Source organism: Streptomyces sp. NPDC001156 (genome assembly GCF_053598275.1).
This window is the reverse complement of sequence record NZ_JBSFJX010000025.1, coordinates 45501-61501: the sequence shown is the minus strand read 5'-3', so window position 1 is coordinate 61501 and position 16001 is coordinate 45501. Positions and strand designations below refer to the sequence as shown.

15 protein-coding genes are annotated in these 16001 nt (G+C 70.9%); 8 read left to right on the top strand and 7 right to left on the bottom strand.

From position 1 onward, the window contains the following. The first annotated feature begins 5 nt into the window (after positions 1-5). The 3 genes from ACWDA7_RS15645 (at position 6) to ACWDA7_RS15635 (ending at position 4796) form a co-directional block, all read left to right on the top strand. The gene (locus ACWDA7_RS15645) at positions 6-3272 is read left to right on the top strand and encodes a sarcosine oxidase subunit delta family protein (protein ID WP_450604734.1); all 3267 of its coding nucleotides are present in this window, start codon (positions 6-8) and stop codon (positions 3270-3272) included. Continuing rightward, positions 3265-3867 (top strand): sarcosine oxidase subunit gamma, encoded by a 603-nt coding sequence (locus ACWDA7_RS15640; protein WP_450604736.1) that lies wholly within the window; start codon positions 3265-3267, stop codon positions 3865-3867. The genes ACWDA7_RS15645 and ACWDA7_RS15640 overlap by 8 nt, the downstream gene beginning before the upstream one ends. Positions 3868-3962: 95 nt before the next feature. Continuing rightward, complete coding sequence (locus ACWDA7_RS15635) at positions 3963-4796, top strand: ribonuclease BN (RefSeq protein WP_450604738.1); 834 nt, start codon at positions 3963-3965, stop codon at positions 4794-4796. Positions 4797-5028: 232 nt separating this feature from the next. Here the strand turns inward: ACWDA7_RS15635 and ACWDA7_RS15630 are convergent, their stop codons facing one another. Continuing rightward, positions 5029-6258 carry a low temperature requirement protein A gene (locus ACWDA7_RS15630; protein WP_450604740.1) on the bottom strand — a complete coding sequence of 410 codons (1230 nt, stop codon included), beginning with the start codon at positions 6256-6258 and terminating at the stop codon, positions 5029-5031. Between the two features lie 210 nt (positions 6259-6468). After that, entirely contained in the window at positions 6469-7326 is an 858-nt protein-coding gene (locus ACWDA7_RS15625) for an aldo/keto reductase (protein WP_450604741.1), read from the bottom strand. A gap of 464 nt (positions 7327-7790) precedes the next feature. Here ACWDA7_RS15625 and tgmA point away from each other — a divergent pair, with 464 nt between their 5' ends. Continuing rightward, positions 7791-7982: a putative ATP-grasp-modified RiPP gene (tgmA, locus tag ACWDA7_RS15620; RefSeq protein WP_450604742.1), complete on the top strand. Its 192-nt coding sequence runs from the start codon at positions 7791-7793 to the stop codon at positions 7980-7982. A gap of 16 nt (positions 7983-7998) precedes the next feature. Continuing rightward, the gene (gene tgmB, locus ACWDA7_RS15615; protein WP_450604743.1) at positions 7999-8976 is read left to right on the top strand and encodes an ATP-grasp ribosomal peptide maturase; all 978 of its coding nucleotides are present in this window, start codon (positions 7999-8001) and stop codon (positions 8974-8976) included. Between the two features lie 102 nt (positions 8977-9078). Here tgmB and ACWDA7_RS15610 read toward each other — a convergent pair whose 3' ends face one another. Continuing rightward, positions 9079-9228 (bottom strand): SAM-dependent methyltransferase, encoded by a 150-nt coding sequence (locus ACWDA7_RS15610; protein WP_450604745.1) that lies wholly within the window; start codon positions 9226-9228, stop codon positions 9079-9081. Between the two features lie 88 nt (positions 9229-9316). On the opposite strand from ACWDA7_RS15610, the gene ACWDA7_RS15605 reads away from it, so the two are divergent. After that, positions 9317-10138, top strand: a complete 822-nt coding sequence (locus ACWDA7_RS15605; RefSeq protein WP_450604746.1) for a Cof-type HAD-IIB family hydrolase — start codon at positions 9317-9319, stop codon at positions 10136-10138. A 676-nt stretch (positions 10139-10814) separates the two neighbouring features. Here the strand turns inward: ACWDA7_RS15605 and ACWDA7_RS15600 are convergent. Beyond that, the gene (locus ACWDA7_RS15600) at positions 10815-11804 is read right to left on the bottom strand and encodes an aldo/keto reductase (RefSeq protein WP_450604747.1); all 990 of its coding nucleotides are present in this window, start codon (positions 11802-11804) and stop codon (positions 10815-10817) included. Positions 11805-12333: 529 nt separating this feature from the next. On the opposite strand from ACWDA7_RS15600, the gene ACWDA7_RS15595 reads away from it, so the two are divergent. Further along, positions 12334-13065 carry a hypothetical protein gene (locus ACWDA7_RS15595; protein WP_450604748.1) on the top strand — a complete coding sequence of 244 codons (732 nt, stop codon included), beginning with the start codon at positions 12334-12336 and terminating at the stop codon, positions 13063-13065. Between the two features lie 131 nt (positions 13066-13196). Here the strand turns inward: ACWDA7_RS15595 and ACWDA7_RS15590 are convergent, their stop codons facing one another. The 3 genes from ACWDA7_RS15590 to ACWDA7_RS15580 form a co-directional block, all read right to left on the bottom strand. Continuing rightward, positions 13197-13886, bottom strand: a complete 690-nt coding sequence (locus tag ACWDA7_RS15590) for a GAF and ANTAR domain-containing protein (RefSeq protein ID WP_450604749.1) — start codon at positions 13884-13886, stop codon at positions 13197-13199. A 224-nt stretch (positions 13887-14110) separates the two neighbouring features. Then, a complete protein-coding gene (locus tag ACWDA7_RS15585) occupies positions 14111-14560 on the bottom strand; it encodes a DUF3618 domain-containing protein (protein ID WP_450604750.1) in 450 nt (149 codons plus the stop codon). Next, positions 14557-14928 (bottom strand): phage holin family protein, encoded by a 372-nt coding sequence (locus tag ACWDA7_RS15580; protein ID WP_450604753.1) that lies wholly within the window; start codon positions 14926-14928, stop codon positions 14557-14559. The genes ACWDA7_RS15585 and ACWDA7_RS15580 overlap by 4 nt, the downstream gene beginning before the upstream one ends. A gap of 604 nt (positions 14929-15532) precedes the next feature. Here ACWDA7_RS15580 and ACWDA7_RS15575 point away from each other — a divergent pair. Next, positions 15533-16000: a hypothetical protein gene (locus ACWDA7_RS15575; protein ID WP_450604751.1), complete on the top strand. Its 468-nt coding sequence runs from the start codon at positions 15533-15535 to the stop codon at positions 15998-16000. Position 16001 lies beyond the last annotated feature (1 nt).

Sequence of the window (16001 nt, the reverse complement as noted above, 5' to 3'; positions counted from 1 at the left end):
GAACCATGCTGCTGATCCCCTGCCCGTGGTGCGGGCCCCGCGACGAGGTCGAGTTCCACTACGGCGGTCAGGCGCACGTACCCTGTCCCGAGGACCCGGCGTCCCTCACCGACGAGGAGTGGGCGCGCTATCTCTTCTTCCGCGACAACCCCAAGGGCCCCTTCGCCGAGAGATGGAGCCACGCCGCGGGCTGTCGCAGGTGGTTCAACGCGGTACGGGACACGGCGACGAACAGGATCCTCGCCGTCTACCGGGTGGGAGAACCGCGCCCGTCCACTGCTGAGCCGAGGCCGGCCGCACCAGCCCGTCATGGGGTTCTCCCGAACGATGCCGGAAGTCCAAGGGAGCTTGAGGACAAGTCCGCCCAGGCCGAGGGAAGTTCGACGGACGAGCCCGCGAACAGGGCCCATCCGGTAAGCCACTTGGTCTCGGGACGCGCCGGTGCGGGGGACGCCGACCAGCCCTTCCGCCTCCCCAGCGGTGGCCGGATCGAACGCGACCGCCGCCTGACGTTCGTCTTCGACGGCACCGAGTACGCGGGCTTCCGCGGCGACACTCTGGCCTCGGCCCTCCTCGCCAACGGTGTCATCCAGGCCGCCACCAGCATCAGGTTCGGCCGCCCGCGGGGCGTCTTCTCGGCGGGTGCCGAGGAACCCAACGCGGTGGTCCAGATCGAGGCGCCTTTCCCCGAACCGATGCTTCCGGCGACGACGGTCGAGCTGTACGACGGACTGATGGCGAGCAGCCTGCCCGGCCGGGGACGCCTCGCCGCCGAGCCGGACCCGGCCCGCTACGACGCCGTGCACGCCCACTGCGATCTGCTCGTCGTCGGGGCCGGCCCGGCCGGGCTCGCCGCCGCGGCCGCCGCCGCGCAGAGCGGGGCACGCGTCATCCTCGCGGACGACCAGCCGGAACCCGGCGGCAGCCTCCTCGGAACGGGCGAACATCTCGGCTGGGTGGCCCGGACCAGCGAACTGCTCGAGTCCGCGCCCGAGGTGCGCGTCCTGCGCCGTACCACCGTCTTCGGCCACTACGACGACAACCACCTCCTCGCCGTGGAACGCCGCACCGCCCATCTGGGCGCCGAGGCCCCCGAGCTCGTCTCCCGGGAGCGCGTCTGGCGCATCCGTGCCCGCCGCGTGGTGCTGGCCACCGGCGCGCACGAACGCTCGGTGGCCTTCGCGGACAACGACCGCCCCGGAGTGATGCTCGCCGCCTCGGCGCGGGCCTATGTCAACCGGTACGGGGTCCTGCCGGGCCGCCGTGCCGTCGTGCTCACCACGAACGACAGCGCTTACGCCGCCGCGCTCGACCTCGCCGCGGCGGGCGTCGAGGTGGCCGCGGTCGTCGACACCAGGCCGGAGGCCGGTCAGTGGGCGCGCCGTGCCCGCGCGGCCGGGATCGAGGTGCTGACCGGCCACGCCGTGACCGGCACGGAAGGCGGCCCGCGCCTCACCGGTGTGCGGGTGGCGCCGTACGGCGAGTCAGTGGGGCCAAGGGAGTTCGCCGCGGACCTCCTTCTGGTCTCCGGCGGCTGGAATCCGGCGGCGCACCTGTTCAGTCAGGCGGGCGGCACACTCCGCTACGACGAGTCGCTCGGCACCTTCGTCCCCGGCAGCTCACGTCAGGCGGTGGACGTCGCGGGCAGCGCGAACGGGGCCTTCGGGCTCGCCACTGTGCTCGCGCAGGGAGCGGCCGCCGGTGCCCGCGCGATCGCGGCCGAGGGCTACTCCCCCGCGGCGCCAGCCCTGCCCGTGGTGACCGCACCGCCGCAGTCGCGCCCGATGCAGGTCTTCGCCCTTCCCGGCCACTCCGGCGCACCCCGCTTCGTGGACCTGCAACGCGACGTCACCGTGGACGACCTGGCCCGCGCGACGGGGGCCGGTCTGCGCTCGGTCGAGCACACCAAGCGCTACACGACGGCCGGCACGGCCAACGACCAGGGCAAGACCTCCGGGGTCCTGGCGAGCGGGATCGTCGCGGAATTGCTCGGGGTGGACGTCTCGGCGCTCGGTACGACCACGTTCCGGCCGCCGTACGCGCCCGTCTCCTTCGCCGCACTGGCGGGCCGCGACCGGGGCGCGCTGCACGACCCGGTCCGGGTGACCGCCCTGCACGCATGGCACACCGCGCACGGTGCGGTCTTCGAGAACGTCGGCCAGTGGAAGCGGCCCTGGTACTACCCGCGCGACGGCGAGGACATGGCGGCCGCCGTGCTGCGCGAGTGCCGTGCCGCCCGTGAGGGGGTGGCCTTCATGGACGCCTCCACCCTCGGCAAGATCGATGTCCAGGGCCCGGACGCCGCCGTGTTCCTGGACCGGCTCTACACCAACATGATCAGCACCCTCAGGGTCGGCATGATCCGTTACGGCGTGATGTGCCACCTGGACGGCATGGTCTTCGACGACGGCACCGTCATCCGCCTGGCCCAGGACCGCTTCCTGGTCACCACCACCACGGGCAACGCGGCGGCCGTCCTCGACTGGATGGAGGAGTGGCTGCAGACGGAATGGCCCGAGCTACGGGTCCGCTGCACCTCCGTCACCGAGCAGTGGGCCACCGTGGCCCTGGTGGGCCCGCACTCCCGTGACGTCCTCGGCTCGCTGGCGCCCGGCCTGGCGGTGGACAACGACAGCTTTCCGTTCATGGCATGGCGGGAGACGGCCGTCGCGGGCATCGACGCCCGGGTGTGCCGGATCAGTTTCTCGGGCGAACTCGCCTACGAGATCAACGTGTCGCCGTGGCACGCCCTCGCGCTGTGGGAGGCGGTGCAAGAGGCCGGCGCTCCGTTCGGCATCACGCCGTACGGCACCGAGACCATGCACGTCCTGCGGGCCGAGAAGGGCTATCCGATCATCGGCCAGGACACCGACGGCACGGTCACCCCGCACGACCTGGGCATGAGCTGGGCGGTGTCGAAGAAGAAGCCCGACTTCATCGGCAAGCGCTCCCACTCCCGCGCCGACACGGCCCGCCCCGACCGCAAGCACCTGGTCGGCCTGCTCCCCGAGGACCCGGCCGTCTTCCTCCCCGAAGGCACCCATCTGGTCGCCGACAGCGTGCTGCCCGAACCGCCGGTGCCGATGCTCGGCCACGTCACCTCCAGCTACCGCAGCGCGACGCTGGGCCGGACCTTCGCCCTCGCCCTGGTCAAGGGCGGCCGGGACCGCATCGGCGAACGTCTCTACGCACCCGTCGGCGACCGGCTGCTCCCGGTGACCGTCGCACGTCCCGTCCTCTACGACCCCGAGGGAGCCCGCCGCGATGGCTGAGACCGTCCTGACCGCACAGCCCCGCAGCCCCCTGGCACACGCGGCCGGCCGGCTGGCGGCCGCGACGCGCTCCTCGGGGGGCGCGGTCCGGCTCGCCGAGGTGCCCTTCCTGGCACAGGTCGATGTCCGCCTCGACGCCAAGGGAGCGGCGGCCGACGCCGTCGGAGTGGCCCTCGGATCGCAACTGCCCCTGGAGCCCGGCACCGCCGTCCGCACCAAGGGGCAGACCGCGCTGTGGCTCGGTCCCGACGAGTGGCTGGTGGTGGGCCGGCCGGGCACCCAGCGGGACCTGGAGGGCCGCATCCGTTCCGCGGCCGGAGAGGAACCCGTCTGTGTCACGGACGTGTCCGCCCAGCGCACCACCGTCCTCGTCGCGGGCCCCCGCGCCCGCGATCTGCTGTCCCACGGCTGCTCCCTGGACCTGCACCCGCGTGCGTTCGGCCCCGGCCGCTGCGCCCAGACGACGCTGGCCCGTACCCAGGTGATCCTGGTGGCCCGGGACGGGGTGAGGGCCGGTTTCTGGGTGCTGGTCCGTTCCTCCTTCGCCGGCTATCTCGCCGACTGGCTGCTGGACGCGGCGGCGGAGTACATCTGACACACGGTCTGCCGCTGGGCCGATCGCGCCGCGGACGGGGTGAGCGCAGGGACAGGCAGGTTTCGCCCGTCGGCGCCCCGGGAACCGGGGGACCCATGACGGGTTCCTCAGGCCCGCCGCGGGACGAACGACCCCCGCACCGCGGACTGCGTTCGCGCTGGCACGGCTCGGCCGCCGGTCGGCTCTGGCGGCACGGCAGCGAAATGGAACTGATGCACCGGTCCATGGGGTTCGCCGCGCTGGCGCTGGTCACGCTGGCGCCGCTGCTGATCGTCGTGGCAGCGGCGTCGCCCTTCCAGCACCGCGGCTTCGCCTTCTGGGTGATCGACGGCATGAGCCTTTCGGGGCGCCCCGCGGACGCCGTGGAGCGCCTGTTCTCCGCTCCCCGCAATGTGCTCAGTGCCACCAGCGCCTTCAGCGTCCTCGCCCTCGCGCTCTTCGGGCTCACCTTCGCCTCCAGCGTGCAGACGGGCTACGAGAGGGTCTGGGACCTGCCCGCGGGCCGGTGGCACACGGTGTGGCGCCGCGCCGTGTGGCTCGCGGCTCTGACGGCGTATCTGTATGCCGAGGTGCAGAGCGGCGCGGTGCTCCCGAGCGGGTTGTTCCAGTCCACCATGCGCATCACGCTCACCGTCCTGTTCGGCGTGCTCTTCTTCTGGTGGGGCCAGCACTTCCTGCTGGGCAGCCGTGTGTCCTGGCAGGCCCTGCTGCCCGGCGCGGTGTCGACCATGCTCGGTCTGGTCGGTCTGCGGTGGTTCTCCTACCAGGTGTTCTCCCCGCTCATCGTCAACAACGCGGTCACCTACGGCGCCCTGGGCACCACCCTCGTCGTGCAGTCCTGGCTCATCGGGGTCGGCTTCGTCGTGTTCGGAGGCGCCCTGCTGGGCCGCCACTTCCACGACGCCTACGTCGGGTGGCGGGCGGGGTGAGCCAGGCGGCGCACCGCGGTTCGCCGGGGGTGCGCGGCTGCCTGAACGTGGCGGTACGGAGGACCGGTATGCGTACAACGAGTGAGCCCCACCCCTGAAAAAGGGCGGGGCTCACGTGAGAGCGCCGGGCAGGCCTTGCACCTGCATCTCCCCGCAGGAAGCGGGACGTCTTTCCTTGGACCACCAACGCAGGGCCGAACGCCGGAAGTTGTGGCGCTCTGCCGTGTACTCATCATAGCGTACGCCGGACGGCAACTGAGGGGGCCCCGCGGTGGCGCAAGGACAGGGACACCGCCACACTGAGCGCCGCGACGATCCCGGCGCACAGCACCGCCCACGACCTCGCGAACGTGCAGGCGAGGATCGCGGCCGCGGTCACCGGCAGGACGCACTGCTGCGCGAGTGACCGTTTGTAGTGGCGCGCGTGCAGGAGCCAGGTGAAGAAGACGAATCCGGCAGCGGGGACGGTGACCGCGGCGGCGGCGCTCGATATGCCGATGTGCGCGTCTCCGACCGCCTGCCCGATCGTCACCTCGAGTCCCGCACCGATCCCGGCCGCCATGGAGAAAACGAGATAGTGCCCGTACCCCCACAGGAAAGCGCTGCGGCCGGTCCGCAGATGCTCGTGGATGGGGACGGCGAAGTAGATCCAGTAGGCGGCGAACACGAGCAGCAGGCCCCCTGCCGCGATCGGCACCAGTTCCGTCGACCCGCCTCTGTCCAGAGCGCTCTGCACGGCGACGGTCGCGGCGGCGACCGTCTCGCCGAGGACGATCAGGGTGAACAGTCCGTAGCGTTCGGCGATGTGGTGGGGGTGCCAGGGGGTGGGGTAGGGGCGCTCGGCCAGCACGGGCACGGCGAGTTCCGCGGCCGCGAGCAGGACGAACACCCATGGCTTCGTCGCGCTGTACGGGAGGAAGCCGAACGCCACCCAGCCGATCTGTACGAGGACGACACCGACGGCGTACCGCAGGGCCGTGGCCTGCGCCGCGTCCTGCTCGCTGCGCGCCGCCCTGAGCCATTGGGTGGTCAGGCCCAGCCGCATCACCACGTAACCGACCATGACGATGGAGTAATCCGTGTGGTCGAAGGCGCGAGGCACCCCCGCCGCCAGGATGAGGACACCCGTGATCTGTACCAGCGTGGTGAGCCGGTACGGGACGTCGTCCGTGTCGTACGCGGAGGCGAACCAGGTGAAGTTCATCCAGGCCCACCAGATGGCGAAGAAGATCATGGCGTAGCCCGCGACGCCCTGACCGGTGTGCCCGGCCTCCACGGCATGCGCCAGCCTGCTGCCGGCCTGCGCGACGGCCACCACGAAACACAAGTCGAACAGCAGCTCGAGCGGTGTGGCGACGCGGTGCGCTTCCCCTGGATCGCGCCTGACCATGGTCCGCAGCAATGACCCCGCCGGGACCGTGCCGCCCGCCGGGCCTTCGGCGCGTCCGCTCACGGTCTCCACTCCTTCCCGGCACCCGCCGCTGGTCGAGTGATGTGCGATGTGCCTTGAGTCGATCACATCATCCATGACGAGCAGCCCGTTCGTCAGGCCGGGGCCAGCGGCTCCGGGACCGGTTCGGCGGCACGCTGCCGGTATCGGCCGCCGGGACAGCAGCCGGGGTGGGTGCGGGCGGTGGCCCGGACACAGGATCCGGGCCACCGCCCAAGGGGATCAGACGGCGTCCAGCTCGGCGAACTCCTCGGCCGTGAGCTCCAGTCCCGCGGCCGCCACCGAGTCGCGGATGGTCTCCGGGCGGCTGGATCCGGGGATGGGGACGACCACCGGCGACTTGGCCAGCATCCAGGCCAGGCACACCTGCTGGGGGCTCACCCCGTGGGCCTCGGCGACACGGGCGAACGGCGCGTAGGCCGATCCCAGTTCACTCGCCCGGGAGATGCCGCCCAGCGGGCTCCACGGCAGGAAGGCGATACCGAGTTCGTCGCACAGCCGGAGCTCCGCTTCGCTGGAGCGGAACGCGGGCGAGAACTGGTTCTGGACGGAGACCAGACGGCCGCCGAGGATCTCACCGGCCTGGCGGATCTGGTCCGGGTCGGCGTTGGAGACGCCCGCCATGCGGATCTTGCCCTCGTCGAGGAGGTCCCGCACGGCACCGACGGACTCCGCGTAGGGGACCTTGGGGTCGGGACGGTGGAACTGGTAGAGGCCGATGGCCTCCACGCCCAACCGGCGCAGCGAGGCTTCGCAGGCCTCCTTGATGTGCCGGGGCGACCCGTCCAGGGTCCAGCTGCCGTCGCCGGGACGCAGATGGCCTCCCTTGGTGGCGACGAGGACGTCCGCGCCACGGTCGTGGGAGGCGAGGGCCTTGGCGATCAGGGTCTCGTTGTGACCGACCTCGTTGGCGTCGAGGTGATACGCGTCCGCGGTGTCGATGAACGTGACGCCCGCGTCGAGCGCCGCGTGGATGGTGGCGAGGGAACGCGCCTCGTCCGGCCTCCCCTCGATCGACATGGGCATACCGCCCAGACCGATCGCACTGACCTCGACGTCACCGATGCGGCGGGTGTGCATGAGCTCGTGCCTCTCTCAACTCTCGCTCGGAACCGTGCTCGGCCGGCCTCCGTGGGGGAGACCCCGTCGGTGCCGGCACGTACACCAGCCTGGCCGCCCTGCGCTCAGAGGTCCAATAGAGGAATGCGAACGCATTCAGCAGTACTTCAGCTGAATACTCCCCGGTCGAGCGGGCTTGGCGGCCCCGCAGCCCCGCAGCCCCGACCGACGGACGTCCTGAGCGGTGACCGGATCCACAAGGCGTCGAAGCACGTCCCACGCAACGGCGGGCAGATGAACGGAGGTCACACCGGCGATGCTCTGGCGGCAAGGTAAGAAAGCCGACCCTCGGTTACGCACCGTGAGGCAACCATTCACTCGTTCGATTCGTATAACTCCGTGGAAGTACAGCGAGCCGGCAGGCGGAAGCAACGCCGGAGCGTGACCATCCGCTTGCCCGGGGAAGCACCGAACAAGGAGAGACGATGCGGCCGTTCGCACTCAACTACGCCCGCCACGCCGAGGATGCGGAGGTCAGCACTCCGTACAGGTATGACTCCAGACTGCAGTTGAACGTGCTTCCCGACGGACGTATCGCCGCCCACGAATACGCAGTGTTGCGAGAGTGGGGGGCGACGACTTCCACCGCGGGCTCGAAAACGCACTTCGACGACTGATCACGGGCCGTCGACGATGACCGTGCTGATCCTTACCTGTGAACAGGATGTGACGGCGGACATGGTGGTGGCCGAGTTGAACGGAGCCGGTGTTCCGGTGGTCCGGCTCGACCCCGCGGACCTCCCCGGTGATGTGGCGCTGTCCGGTGAGTACGCACACGGCTCCTTCCACGGACATCTGTCCGTCGGTGAGCGTGTGGTGAGCACGAGCGGACTGCGCTCCATATGGGTGCGCAGGCCCGGAGTTCCGGCCGCACACTCCCCCGAACGGTCCGCCTGGCTGACCGAGGAGTCCGCACAGGCTCTGTACGGGATGCTGCACGCCACCGGTGCGCGCTGGATGAACCGCCCCGACGCGGCCCGCCGGGCCCGCCAGAAGCCCTGGCAACTCCATCTCGCCCAGCGCGTGGGACTCCCGGTACCGGCCACGCTGATCACGACCTTTCCGCAGGCCGCCCGGGACTTCGCCGAGCGCTTCCCCGATCTGGTGGTCAAGCCCGTCTCCGGCACGCACCCGGAGGACCCGCCGCGGGCCGTCCCCACCAGCCGTATCGCTCCGGACGCCGACTTCACCGCCGTCGCCTTCGGCCCGACCCTGCTGCAACGCCGGGTCGCCAAGTACGCCGACATCCGCCTCACCGCCGTCGGCGACCGCCTCCTGGCCGCCCGTAAGACGGCCGATCCGGACGCCGACGACATCGATGTCCGCTTCGCCCCGTCCGACGACCCCTGGCAACCGGTGGACGTCCCGCCGCGCATCGCCACAGCCGTGCACGACTATCTGCGCCAGGCCGAACTGGCCTACGGCGCCTTCGACTTCGTGGAGGACGCCGACGGCATCTGGTGGTTCCTCGAGTGCAACCAGTCGGGCCAGTTCGGCTTCGTCGAGTTGGACACGGGCCAGCCGATCGCCCGCACGCTGGCCGAATGGCTGGCGCGTCATGAGCCGGAACCGAAGGCGAGCTTCAACAGTTCTGTCCCTGCGGACCCTTGAGCGGACGCGGGGCGCGGGCGCGCAATCAGAGGCCCGAAAGTCCTTGTACCGACCACCGCTGCGGACGCGGTACCACATCGTGGAAGTGCGCCCGCCGTACGGTCACTGGCCTTTGCGGCCGACGCCCGCGTACATCCAGTACTCCGACGGGTTGTCCGGGATCTCGTCGTCCGGGTCGGGGCGCCACAGCGGTACGTGGACCAGGCCGGGCCTCGCCAGGCCGAAGCCGTCGAAGAAGGTCGCCCCGCACACCTGGGAGGCAACTCGCCGAACTCACGCCCGGGAAGTGCTGATTCACGCGGTCGGGCAGACCGGGCACCGACGCCGCTACGATGCGGCGGTGGTTGCCCGCCTGCCCAAACTGATCGCGACCGACCTGGACGGCACCCTGCTGCGCCGTGACGGCACCGTCTCCGCACGCACCCTGCGCGCCTTGCGCACCGTCGTCGAGGCGGGTGCCGACATCGTCGTGGTGACGGCCCGCCCACCCCGGTACGTGGACGCCCTGGCCACGGCGACGGGGCTGGGCGGCACGGCGATCTGCAGCAACGGCGCCCTCGTCTACGACCTGGCCTCCCGTACCGTGATCCACTCCCGTCCGCTCGCGGTCTCCGCCGCCCGCACGGTCGCCACCGTGCTGGGCCAGGCCGTCCCGGGCATCGGCTTCGCCGTGGAGGCGGGTCTGAGGGTCCACTACGAACCCGCCTACACGATGCGGCACTCGAGCGACCGCGAGGCCGAGTTCGCTGTGCCTTCCGTTGCCCACCTGTGGACGGTGGAGTCCCCCATCGTGAAGCTCCTCGCCCACTCCGCCGAGTACGAGGCCGACTTCCTCCTGGCCGTCGCCGAGCGCCATGCCGCCGGCCACGCCCACTTCACCCACTCCGGCGGCCGGGGTCTGCTCGAGATCAGCGCCCCCGGCGTCACGAAGGCGGACACACTCTCCGCCCTGTGCGCGACCCGCGGCATCGGCGCCGACGACGTGGTCGCCTTCGGTGACATGCCGAACGACCTGGCCATCCTGAAGTGGGCAGGTTCCGGCTACGCCATGGCGAACGCCCATCCGTCAGTCCGCGCAGCGGTGCCACAGCACACCGTCTCGAACGACGAGGACGGGGTGGCGCTGGTGCTGGAGGGCCTCTTCAACGCTCCAGGAGCGTGAGGTGCCGACCGGCCGGTATGCGATCACCGTGCCGAGCGGCACCGCGATACGCCTGCGAAGGCTCAGTAGCGGGCAGTCAGCGCCCCGTCGACGGCGACAGCCGCGCCGTTGATGAACGGACTCTCGGCACCGGGCGCGCCGCGTGAGCCGGAAGCTGCCGCTCGGTGAGGGCGAAACCTCCCGCACCGCCTGCGCTCGCGCCCTGCTCCGCGGCGGGCTGGAAGAGAAGAGCGGTGAACTCCTGTCCTCTGGGGTGCTTGCGGAGCGTGTGGGCTGGTGCGTCGACCTGGTGTCCGCCATGGTGACGGATCTGCTGTGCGGGCGCTTCAACAGCCGTGATGTGAATGTGCTTGCCTCCGGCGTGGACGCTGGGGGGGCGGAAGCTGCCGTCGAACGCCTGGATGGCGCTACGCCGTCTGGGCTGGAATGCCGCCCCGCCCCAGGGCGCGCGGGTCAACGACCGGATCGTGCGCATGGCCCAAGAGCAGGCCGGACGCACCCTGCGCTCGGCGAAGTGGCGCGCCGACCTGACCGCGGGGGTGCTGGCGACGTGTCCGGTCGATCCACGTAAGCGCACAGCCGCCGAGTGGGAGCAGGTGCGTGCGGCCGTGCCAGGCCAAACGGTGCGACACCCGAACAGGAACGGGTCGACCGGCATCCCATCACGGGATGACTCTTAGCGGTTCACGGACGACATGCCGGCCTCGTCGTAGCGCTGTCCGGCAGCCTGCGGGAGTTCGGCGTCGATACGCGCGAGATCGTCCTTCGTCAGCTCCACATCCACCGCGCCGACGTTCTGCTCGAGGTAGGAGCGGCGCTTGGTGCCCGGGATCGGGACCAGGCCCTCGCCCTGCGCCAGCACCCAGGCGATCGCGAGCTGCGCCGGCGTGACGTCCTTCTCGGCGGCGATCTCCCTCACCTTCTCGGCGAGCCTGAGGTTCGCGTTGAGGTTGTCGCCGGTGAAACGGGGCCCGCTGCGCCGGAAGTCGCCCTCGTCCAGTTCCTCCGGGGAGGAGAACCGGCCCGCGAGGAAGCCGCGTCCCAGCGGCGAGTAGGGCACGAACCCGATCCCAAGCTCACGGCATGCGGGCAGCACCTCGGCCTCCGGGTCGCGGCTCCACAGCGAGTATTCGGTCTGCACCGCGGTGATCGGATGGACGGCGTGGGCACGGCGGATCGTCTCCGCCCCCGCCTCGCTCAGGCCGATATGGCGTACCTTGCCCTCCGCGACCAGTTCCGCCAGCGCCCCGACGGTCTCCTCGATCGGCACATCGGGGTCGACACGGTGCTGGTAGTAGAGGTCCACGTAGTCGGTCCCGAGCCGTTTGAGCGAGCCGTGGATCGAACTGCGTACGTGTTCCGCCGAACCGTCCTGCTTCCCGATGGTGCTCATGTCACCCGGGACGGCGTTGTCCATCCGGTAGTTGAACTTCGTAGCGATCACATACTCGTCACGGTGGCCTTTGATCGCGCGTCCGACCAGCGACTCGTTCGTGAGCGGTCCGTACAGCTGGGCGGTGTCGAGGAAATTGACACCCAGTTCGAGGGCGCGCTGGATGGTCTTGATGCCCTCTTCCTCGTCGGTCGTGCCGTAGAAGGCGGACATCCCCATGCAGCCGAGGCCGATGGCCGAGACCTCCAGGTCCCCAAGCATGCGCTGCTTCATGTTCTCCGCAGCCTTTCGTCGCGATTGTCGTTGTGCTGTTCGGCGGGCTCGGACCTCGCCCGGCCCCTTCCGCCCCGGCGAGCCGGGCCCGTCGCCTCCCGGCCGCCGCACCGGGGCTCGCGAGGCGCATCACCTCCATGGAGCAACCGGTCTCGTGAATCGGCATCTCGGCGGCTCGATGCCGACGCTGTGAAGGCTAGGACTTCGCGTGCACTCGAAGTCAAGGGCCACTTGGCCAAGGGGCCCCTTCGGGCGACGACCATCTGCTGGTCCGGGCTTCCCCTGTCCTGCCGGGCGGAGGCCGCAACCCGGACGGGCTATCGCAGGACCGTGGGTCGCGTACCCGTCCGCCGCACGGATATCGCTGCCCAGGGCGTCCGTGGGCCCGGCCCGGGGCCACAACCCGCCGGGCGATCTTCAGGCCGTTCCTACACCCTGGTCGCGAGGCCCGCCCGAGCCGGGCAGCCGCTCCGCGGGACATCACCCCCTCCCGCCGCGCCCCCCAGACGCCACACAAGGAAGTACGGCAATGAAATTGACGACGTACGCGCTCATCCCGGCGTTGCAAGACGCCCGCGACGCCCACGCCGCGGTCATCGACAGATTCCGGACGGACATGCCGGTCACCCCCGTCGGTCCGCACCGCCAGGCCATGGAACACCACCTCGCCGACGCTCAGGTGTACTTGGGCCGTATCGACGACCACGTACGTGCCATCCGCCCCCGGCACCTGCTGTTCGACACCACCGCGGTGGTCCGCACCCTCATTGCGGGCGCCGTCCGCGCGGCGCGTGTGCCCCTGGAGGTCGGCGCTGTGATCGCCGACGGGGTGCTGTACGCGGGACGTCCGGCGACCGGGCACCGGCTGGTGAGGACCGTCGAGGGCGAATACGCGGTCGCCGCCCGGGCGCTCGCGGCCTGCCGGGTCGGCGAGAGCATCGCCGCCCTCACCGACGACGAGCGGGCCATGGACCTGCTCGGCGGGCTGCGCCACCTGGACGAGCGGATCCTGGAGACGCTGGAGAACAGCCTCGAGCAGCTGGCTCAGACCTTGGTCATGGCGGCCGCCGACGACAGCCTGTCGCTCCGGGCCGGCGGTATGAGCACCAAGGGGGCGCAGCTGTCCGGAGTACGCAGCGGTCAGCTGTGGCAGGACAACCGGACGGGCAGCAGGGCCGGCACCGGTCCGCAAGCGGTGGCCCCGGCCCCCTGGGCGGGATCGATGGACGACGTCAAGCACCGCATGGGGACGACCGGCTGACCGGAGGCCGCGTCCACGCGTGCGGCTCCGGCACGAGCGGGCATCCGCCGTCCTCCGGGACCGGCGGACGACCGGGCACCTCCGGTGCGGAGGGGCCGGCGGCGTCTGCCGGCCCTCCCGGCCACGTCGCATCAGGTGAGGCTGCCCCGTTCGCAGATCCGGCGGGCGACCTCGCGGAGTTTGACGTTGTGCTCCTGTGAGTACCGTCGGAGGACGTCAAAGGCATCTTCCTCCGTGAGGTGGTGGCTGCCCATGAGGATGCCCATCGCCTCACCGATGGTGTGGCGGGTGGCGAGGGCGGACTGGAGCTGTGCGTGCGTGCGGGCGCTGGAGAAGGCGACCGCCGCATGCGAGGCCAGCAACCAGCCCGCGGTCTCGCTGGCCTTGGTGAAGGCACCGGGCCGGCGGGAGTAGAGATTCAGCGCGCCCAGGTCCTCGTCCTCGGTGAACAGCAGGAAGCCCATCATGCTGCCCAGCCCCAACTCGCGGGCTCGTGGCCCGTATTGGGACCAGCGTGGCTGCTCGTCGGTGAAGTCGGCGATCCTGAACACCCGCTCCCCCGCAGCGGTCCGGGCGGCATCGAAACAAGGGCCTTCCCGCAGGCGCTCCTGCAGCCGGTCGCTCTCGCTGACGAGTCGGTGGGTCGGAGCCAGCGACTCCACCACGTCTCCGTGCAGGATGAGGATGCCCGCCGCATCACAGCCCTCCACCAGCTCGGTCGCCGAGCCGGTGATCCTCGCCAGCGTGGCGTCGACCGTTTCCTGCGCCAGCAGCTCGCGCGCCATGGATGCCAGCTGCTCCGCGAAATCTCGCCAGTCCATACCTTCCTCCGTCTGGCCCCGGACCGGCAGGGCTCCCCTATCACCCTGACACGGGCAGGCCCGCCGTGTGACGCAAGACGGCACGACGGGCAGACGGGGACGCTCCGGGGCCTGGCGGACGGGCGGGTGGGACGACCACGAGGGCGGAGTGTGGCCCGAGCGGGCCCTGCGCCTGGTCGACGAGGGCCGCGCCGCGCCCGGCCGGGGGACAGGAGAGCCGCCGCTCAGCTCTTCCTGCGGCGGTACGCCCACCACACGACCGCGGCACCCGCGGCGGCCGACAGCACCACGGTACGGTTGCCGCGCACCGCCTCCGCGCCTTCCGCCGCTTTCCGGCGTACCGGTTCGGGCGTCCGCTGCTCCAGGATGTGCCCGGCCTGACCGGCCTTGGCCCGGGCCTGGCCGGCGGCCTCGGACGCCTTGTCCTTCACCGTCGCGGGCACCTTCTCCTGCACCCGGTGGGCCGCCTCGGCGGCCTTGGTCCTCACTTCCTCGGCCTTGAGGCCCGCCTGCTCCCTGACCTCGGCCGCCTTCGCCCGGGCGCGTGCCTTCACGTCGGTCTTGCCGACCAGCGCCGCGACCGTCCGGCCGAGTTCCTCCCGGGTACGCTCGACCTGTTTCGCCAACTCGTCGGGGCTGGTGGCGGATTGCTCCTCGCGGGACGTCTTGCTCATCGGTGTGCACTCTCCTTGATCTCAGCCACGTCGGCCTTGACGCTGTCGATGGTCTGTTCAGGGGCAGGGGGTGCGGCCCCGGTGAACTGCTTCCTGCCGGTCAGCGCCATGACCGTGGTGATCGCGCCCAACAACGCCGTCATGACCAGAGCGGCGGCCCACACGGGCAGCACCAGCGCCAACGCCGCGATCGCGGTGGCGACGAGGGCCTGCAGCGTGAGCATGCCGACCACGCCCGCGCCCCCGAAGAGCCCACCACCCCTGGCGTAGCGTCCGCCCTTCTCCTTCATCTCCGCCTGCGCCAGCTTCAGTTCGCCGCGCACAAGAGCCGTCAGCTGCTGCGAAGCCTGCTGCACCAGCTCGCTCACCGGCTCCGCGTCCGAGCCTCGAGCACCGTGGCCCGGCGGGGCGGAGTACGACTTCGCGTCCGACACGAACGATCACCTCTCGTCTCGGTCTTGGCACAGGTGCCTCGCACCCGGCCGTCCGGTGAGGGCGCGGGTACCCCGATCGGGCCCGTTCAGCATCAGGCGTCGCTGACCGCGTTCCCTTGCGAACTCGTCCGCCGATCACCGCACTTGACGGCTGGGTCTCAGCGGATCCGGACCATGGACCGCGGCTGTGGGAGCCGGGCCGGTTCAGCAGGCCGCGCAGGCATCTCGCACATGCCCGCCCGCTTCCGCACCGGCGGCCACACGAGCGACCGGGCGGTCGTCGACACCGCCATCGAACCGGACGGTCCCGGCAGCGGGCACCACGATGCACATACGGCCGGCCGGGGCGGAGCGCCGCCTGTGCTCCGGGTCCGATGTCCACACCGGCCGCCCAGAGACACCCGGGTCAGCGGTTTTGCGACGGGAAGAGGGTGTTGCACCGTACAAGTGGTGTATCCCCTGACACAGTCGTAGCGTCGGGACAGAAAACAGCCCGGCGACGGCATATGGGTCCGAAGACAGGCGGCCTGGAGCGGACATGCGCAGACACTCAGTCAGTACGACGGTCACCCTGTGTGCCGTCGCATCGCTCGCGGCGGCCATGGGACCAGCGTCCGCCGCCCCCGTGGCGGCACCACCGAGCGTGCACACCGAGGCCCGGCAGCCGGGACAACCCGTACTGGTCGACTGTCTGTGGCAGCCGCAGGTACACCCCGGCGACTTCATGATCGCCTGCGGCGACGGCAACAGCCGCCTCTCCTCGCTCCGCTGGTCGCAGTGGGGCCCGGACGCGGCTCTGGCCACGGGCATCAATCTGGTGAACGACTGCAAGCCGTACTGCGCGGCGGGCAAGTTCCACTCGTACCCGGTGGTCGTGCGGCTCGACCGCCCGGAGCCCTGGAAGAAGCACCCGCAGACGCAGCAGTTCACCCGGATGAGTCTCGTCTACACCGACGACAGGCCGGAGGGATTCGAACAAGCAGTGACGTATCCCCTGTGGAGCTGAC

Coding starts and splice junctions, on each gene's coding strand:
- ACWDA7_RS15645 (WP_450604734.1), top strand. CDS start 6: ATGCTGCTGATCCCCTGCCCGTGGTGCGGGCCCCGCGACGAGGTCGAG.
- ACWDA7_RS15640 (WP_450604736.1), top strand. CDS start 3,265: ATGGCTGAGACCGTCCTGACCGCACAGCCCCGCAGCCCCCTGGCACAC.
- ACWDA7_RS15635 (WP_450604738.1), top strand. CDS start 3,963: ATGACGGGTTCCTCAGGCCCGCCGCGGGACGAACGACCCCCGCACCGC.
- ACWDA7_RS15625 (WP_450604741.1), bottom strand. CDS start 7,326: ATGCACACCCGCCGCATCGGTGACGTCGAGGTCAGTGCGATCGGTCTG.
- tgmA (WP_450604742.1), top strand. CDS start 7,791: ATGCGGCCGTTCGCACTCAACTACGCCCGCCACGCCGAGGATGCGGAG.
- tgmB (WP_450604743.1), top strand. CDS start 7,999: ATGACCGTGCTGATCCTTACCTGTGAACAGGATGTGACGGCGGACATG.
- ACWDA7_RS15600 (WP_450604747.1), bottom strand. CDS start 11,804: ATGAAGCAGCGCATGCTTGGGGACCTGGAGGTCTCGGCCATCGGCCTC.
- ACWDA7_RS15595 (WP_450604748.1), top strand. CDS start 12,334: ATGAAATTGACGACGTACGCGCTCATCCCGGCGTTGCAAGACGCCCGC.
- ACWDA7_RS15590 (WP_450604749.1), bottom strand. CDS start 13,886: ATGGACTGGCGAGATTTCGCGGAGCAGCTGGCATCCATGGCGCGCGAG.
- ACWDA7_RS15585 (WP_450604750.1), bottom strand. CDS start 14,560: ATGAGCAAGACGTCCCGCGAGGAGCAATCCGCCACCAGCCCCGACGAG.
- ACWDA7_RS15575 (WP_450604751.1), top strand. CDS start 15,533: ATGCGCAGACACTCAGTCAGTACGACGGTCACCCTGTGTGCCGTCGCA.